The sequence below is a fragment of the Seohaeicola saemankumensis genome, assembly GCF_021021435.1.
Classification (GTDB): domain Bacteria; phylum Pseudomonadota; class Alphaproteobacteria; order Rhodobacterales; family Rhodobacteraceae; genus Seohaeicola.
Window position 1 is genome coordinate 1 of the sequence record NZ_JAINWI010000042.1, and the last position, 5,736, is coordinate 5,736.

Consider the following 5,736-nt stretch of genomic DNA (forward strand, 5'->3'; position numbering starts at 1 on the left):
TAACCTGAAGGTCGTAGGTTCAAATCCTACTCCCGCAACCACTTCCACCGAACCAATACCAAAAACAACATCACCCCCCAGGTCGCGCCAGCACCACAAGCGACGTGATCGTACCTGAACGGTCAATCCAAACGCCAAGGATCTTTCATCCGGCTGATTATGCTCAACCGCGACCTCCCCGTAAACATGGGTCTCACCATAATAGGAAAGAGTATTCCTCGAATGGAATGCTCTTGCGACGAACGTTTGTGAATTCGTACAGCGTTTGTCTGGCCCTCTTTTACGATCAAAACAGGTTGGCGTAGGCTACCACCCATACGGACAGCACTAGGCCGCAGATCAGCGTATAGGCTCCGTTCCAGACCAGCCCGACCCGGGTTGCGCTGATGCCTGCGAAGGAGCCGATCAGCAGGGTGGTCGCCGTAAAGGGTGAACTGGCACCGCTGAGCGCCCAACCCGACGTGATTGCGACGACCAGTGCTGTCGATGATACGCCAAGGTCAGCGGCGGGGGGAACAAGCGGCGCGATGAGCGTGACCGCAAGGATCGGGTTCATACCGATCTGTCCGCACAGAGGAATGATCCAGACCAGCGCGACAAGAATGATCCACGAAGGTATGTAGGAAGAATCAAACCCTATTGCCTGAATCACCGGTGCAAACAGTTCCGAGCCCCCCGTGCCGATAAAGCCTGCGGTCATCAGCAGGGTCAACTCGCCCCGATAACTGGGTAGTTCATGAAATACATAGGTTTTGAAACGGGCGCGTGTCGTGGCGACGGGGGATTCCTCCCAGTGTTGCAGCAACATCCAGACAACTGCGATGCAGGGCACAAGAACCGCGACAATCCCCACCACCCGCACGTCGGTTAGCGTGCTGAGTGTGACCACGCCGACAATCAGAATTGCCAACAACACCACAAGCGGCAGCATCGAGCCCCAATTGCCCGTCGGTACATTGCGGACAGGTGTGACCGACAGGCGCGGCTTGAAGATTGTGTCCAGTGACCAGCCGACCCCTGCCAGCAAAACCGATGTCACCAAACCCGGCACCAAGGCCTTGCTCCAATTTGCGTCGGGAATGACGCTGATGGTGATCGCCACCGCGAAGGATAGCGGCGACCATGGCAGGGTCGAGACAAAGGCCCGCTGGATCGCCAGCAGCATCCGTTTGATCCGGTGTCCGCGGATTTCCGGATTGGGCTCGGCATTCGCATTGCCAGTCACCAGCGAGCCGAGAAGTTGCAACGAGCCATAGTTCAGCAGAAGCGCAAACGCCTGACCACCGACCGTCAATGCCGCATAACGCCTTCCGGGGGGCTGTCCCGCCAGAAAAGTGCCAGCCCTCTGGATCGCCGGAGAGGTCTGGGCGACGGTCCGCAGTGAGGAGAGGGCTGTAAAAAACGCACCGACAAAGGCCGCAGTTTCCAACCCGCGCGTGACGATTCCGAACCAGCCAGGGTTTGTGGCAGCCAAAGCTAAAGTGATCAACCCGGCCATCAAGATAAAAGCCTGACGGGACAAGCGCACCTGAAACAGCAGGATCGTCACAAGGACAAGAACCAGTACGGGTTTGGCAGGTTGCGTCCAGTCCGCGATGCCCCATTCCCTGAAAATTACCAGGGTTGTGATGATGCAAAGCAGAAGGCCGACCAGTTTGTTTGCCATGCCATCCATCACCATGCCCCTTTTTGTGGTTCGCTTGAGCACTGTTTGCAAGTTGCCTGCCCTAGTTGCAAGTTGGCGCAACGCAAGGATTTCCTTTCAGCTTGGCTGGACTGCGACATTAACCACTGACAGCGGGTTTTTTGTGCGTGGCAGCCCCCGTTTTCACCGGAGACGGCGAAGCTCGGGCCAAATTCAGGCAGGCAATGCCCGGTGCGGTTTAAAACGCAACAGGCATCAAACCCGTCAGCCTTGGATCTGGTTCGACAATCCGCTCAACAATCCGGCCAGTGCAGGATGTGGAAACTTTCGTGGCAAGGTCACAGCAAAAAACGGCTCTGAAATGCCAAGGCCGAATGGTGCTGTGGCCAGCAGTCCATTGGCAATTTCATCTGCGACCACAACTGTAGGGGCTACGGCGAGCCCGACACCTTCACGGGCCAGTAGACGCACCATCGCCATGTCGTCCACATTCGCGACAATACGCGGTTGCAGGCCGAGCTTCCCAACAAGGCTTTCAAAACCGGTGCGGATGACATTGTCGGTCGGCAGGATTAAAGGTTGACTGGCAAGCAATTCGGCAAGACTGGCATAGTGCAGGCGGTCTGGCCTGCCATGGATGCACACTGGCTGTTCCGCGATCTTTAGCGCCGCAAAGGACTTGCGTGACACACTTTCGGGGATTTGGGTGGTCAGAACAACATCCAGTGCCAGGTTTTCCAGATCATCCAGCAACATCGACATATTGCCCGACTTGAGCCAGAAGGTGCAGGCTTTGGCGTCCAGAAGCGGCCTAAGAAACTGCAGCTGGAAATTGCGGGATAGGGTTGACAGCGCGCCGATCTGCAATGGCGATTGCGTGGTGCTATTTTGTTGCAGCGTCGCCAGAAGCTCGTCACCCGTGCTGAAAATCCTGTCTGCGTGATCAAGGGTAATTCTGCCAGCTTCGGTCAGGACAAGAGTGCGCGCGACTCTGTCGAACAGGTTGAAGCCAAGCCGTTCCTCCAACTGTTTGATTTGCACGGACAAGGCAGACTGGGCGACATTCAACCGATCCGCGGCGCGACCAAGATTCCCCTCCCGCGCGACTTCGCGAAAATAGCGCAGATGATGATAATTCAGACGTGAGTTCATTCTTATTTATAGAACAGAATGAGCAGAAAGATATATTTTTATTTATTAACTCTATCTCTTACCACGGCGGAGCAACCAAAGCGGAGCCCGACATGGATTTCATCGTGACAATCGCCAGCAGCTTTCTTGAACAGCTGCAAAAACCGACACTCGCCTTTCTTATTGCCGGAATGCTGCTTGCCGCATTCGGCAGCAAATTCGAAATTCCCGAACCAGTTTACAAGTTTGTCGTGGTGCTTCTTCTGCTGAAAGTCGGACTGGGCGCAGGTATTTCGATCCGCGAGGCGGATTTCCTGTCGTTGATAGTTCCGGCGATCGGTGCGGCATTCGTGGGGGTAGCTATCGTGTTTCTGGGCAGCCGGAGCTTGGCAAGATGGCAGGGTGTGTCGCAAATCGACGGTCTTGCCACCGCTGGCCTGTTCGGTGCTGTTTCCGCATCAACGCTTGCGGCAGGCATGGCCGTGCTGGACGATAGCGGGATCGCCTATGAAGGGTTTATCGGCGCCCTTTATCCATTCATGGATATCGCCGCGCTCGTCACAGCCATTCTTTTGGCCAAGCTGGCGGCTGTGCGCAAGGTATCCTCTGACGTGACAGTCAACCGCGACGGAACGATGGGTCTTGGCGGCCAGCAAAATCAGATGTCAGACGCCGACACGTCCGACAATGGGGGTCTGGTACGTTCAATTCTGGTTGATACCTGCCGGAGCCCTGCGATCTCGGCATTGCTGGCCGGCCTTGCGATCGGGATTCTGGCGCAACCCGATGCCGTCTACAAAAGCTTCTACGAGCCGTTGTTTAGGGGACTGTTGTCGATTCTGATGTTGATCATGGGAATGGAAGCATGGAGCCGTCTGGCAGAGCTTCGCAAAGTTGCTCATGCCTATGTTCTGTATGGCGTGACGGCGCCAATTATTCATGGCCTTCTCGGTTTCGCGGTAGGGATGATTGCCAATGAGTTGACAGGGTTTTCCGCCGGTGGTGTCGTCCTTCTGGCAGTGATGGCTGCGTCAAGCTCGGACATATCAGGTCCGCCGACATTGCGCGCGGCCCTGCCTGACGCAAACCCCTCTGCCTATGTCGGGACATCTACGGGGCTGGGGACACCTGTCGCCATCCTTAGTATCCCGCTCTATCTGGCGTTGGCCGAGTTGTTGATCTGACAAGGTTGATCCGCGTCGCCGGGTATTCCGCCGGCGTAGATCCGCTACCGCTGGCTGGCCGATACACGGCGCGCCCATATCACCACCTGGCGCAGGATAGAGGTGCTGCGCGATCGGGGCCGAGAGGTCAAGGACGAGGCGTCGATGCATGCCACATAGCAAGAGCTGATGGGCAACAATGTCTTCTGCGAAAACCTTGCGGACGAGGAACTGGGCCGGATGCAGTCACCGGGCACCGCATCACAAAGTCAGGCAGAGCATCTGACGTCATCCCCCTCTTTCATGAATGAACTGCCACAGACTTTCATGGGCCCTTAGCTGTTCAAGACCGCCTGCGCGCGGCATGCAGGCGCGCATGTCTACCTAATACATCAGCCATATTGCAGACGCGGCAAGCGTATCCTGTCAACCGATGGCACACCGTTGGTTGGTGCCAAGATCGACGTCTGGCAGGCAACTGCCGAAGGGTTCTACGCCGTCCAGCAAGACGGCATCCAGCCCGCTTTCAACCGGCGAGGCGAATGCCGCACCAATCAGGCAGGCCAATACAGGCGCAGGGGAATCAAATAGAAACACCATTCGATTCCTGGAGACGGTCTTGTCAGCAAACTGCTGGGCAGTCTGTGGCGTCACTGCACCGGCCCCCGCATCTGCGCTACATCATCGAGGCGGAAGGCTAAGAGCGTTTTGTGACACATACCTTCGATTCCGATGATCGCTAATCAATTCCGATGCTGTCTTTGGTGTGAAGGAAAGCCTAATGGCCAAATAAACGCCCATAACGGACCAGGCGCACCAAACCGAAGCCGGATTTTCCGGTCCGTTTCTGGTAGTCGTGCACGATTTTGTTCTGGCACCTGACAGATAGTGGGTCAGAAATGGCGGCTTTCGCTTTTCGGGACCTCTCTCAGGACTCGATGATGGACATATCTCGCCCGATCACTGCCGCATGTGCGCGGTTGCGGGCGCCAAGTTTTTTGCAGATCGACCGCATATGCATTTTAATGGTCGTTTCGCTTTGCTTGAGGTCATTAGCGATATGTTTGTTGGTCAGGCCCGCTGCGGCCAGACGCAGAACATAAAGCTCGATATCCGACAAGGCCTCGCGGTCGCCAGTAGGCTGTTTCTCGTCCAGCGCATTGGCAGGCACAAACATCTGACCGGACTCAATCAGGCGCAGGACACTGACAAGCGACTGCAGCGGCATGGTCTTGGGTATCAAACCGCGCACACCCATTTCGATTGCACGGCTCAGCGTGTGGCGGTCCGCATTGGCCGAGAAAAGGACAACCTGCCCGTCGCCCGCTTTTTCGACCACCTGTCTTATCCCGTCCAGCCCTACAAGTCCGGGCATCCGCAGATCAAGCATCACGATGTCATAGGGGCCGGACTGAACAAGGCAGTCAATTGTCTCGCCATAGGTTTCAGCAGTATCTACGCTGAATCGTTCTGTCGTCGACAGCAAAGTCGCAACCGCTTCACCAATCAACCTGTGATCATCGGCAAGAAGCACGCGGGTTACTTTGTCACCAGCGGACGAATATGGATTACGCATCGGTCGTTCCTTACGATCGCCACCACACTTAAGCAGAAACGAGTATGAATAGTTGCCTGCGAAACTGCAAGAACCGCGCCAATTGTCTTGGATCTGATCATTCAGAATGATTTTGGCTGAAAAAGCTATCCATCGGGCAGAATGAAAAAGTGGAAATCAGACGAGACGAGGTATCAGAAGTGACGTTGCCCCCTACCACTAATCCAGTTTGAGATAGACTC

General features: G+C 55.8%; 5 protein-coding genes. 2 read left to right on the forward strand and 3 right to left on the reverse strand.

The genetic code is table 11. The annotated features are described in order from the left end of the window. Nucleotides 1-286 precede the first annotated feature (286 nt). On the reverse strand, nucleotides 287-1,675 hold the full coding sequence (locus K7H22_RS19680) for a hypothetical protein (RefSeq protein WP_230802510.1): 1,389 nt from the start codon (nucleotides 1,673-1,675) through the stop codon (nucleotides 287-289). A gap of 234 nt (nucleotides 1,676-1,909) precedes the next feature. Beyond that, nucleotides 1,910-2,797 carry a LysR family transcriptional regulator gene (locus K7H22_RS19685; RefSeq protein ID WP_230802511.1) on the reverse strand — a complete coding sequence of 296 codons (888 nt, stop codon included), beginning with the start codon at nucleotides 2,795-2,797 and terminating at the stop codon, nucleotides 1,910-1,912. Nucleotides 2,798-2,889: 92 nt separating this feature from the next. Here K7H22_RS19685 and K7H22_RS19690 point away from each other — a divergent pair, with 92 nt between their 5' ends. Continuing rightward, on the forward strand, nucleotides 2,890-3,960 hold the full coding sequence (locus K7H22_RS19690; RefSeq protein WP_230802512.1) for a sodium-dependent bicarbonate transport family permease: 1,071 nt from the start codon (nucleotides 2,890-2,892) through the stop codon (nucleotides 3,958-3,960). A gap of 423 nt (nucleotides 3,961-4,383) precedes the next feature. Continuing rightward, nucleotides 4,384-4,530, forward strand: coding sequence for a hypothetical protein (locus K7H22_RS20305; protein ID WP_419248201.1), 147 nt, complete (start codon nucleotides 4,384-4,386; stop codon nucleotides 4,528-4,530). A 337-nt stretch (nucleotides 4,531-4,867) separates the two neighbouring features. Here K7H22_RS20305 and K7H22_RS19700 read toward each other — a convergent pair whose 3' ends face one another. Continuing rightward, nucleotides 4,868-5,515 carry a response regulator gene (locus tag K7H22_RS19700; RefSeq protein ID WP_230802514.1) on the reverse strand — a complete coding sequence of 216 codons (648 nt, stop codon included), beginning with the start codon at nucleotides 5,513-5,515 and terminating at the stop codon, nucleotides 4,868-4,870. Nucleotides 5,516-5,736: the final 221 nt, after the last annotated feature.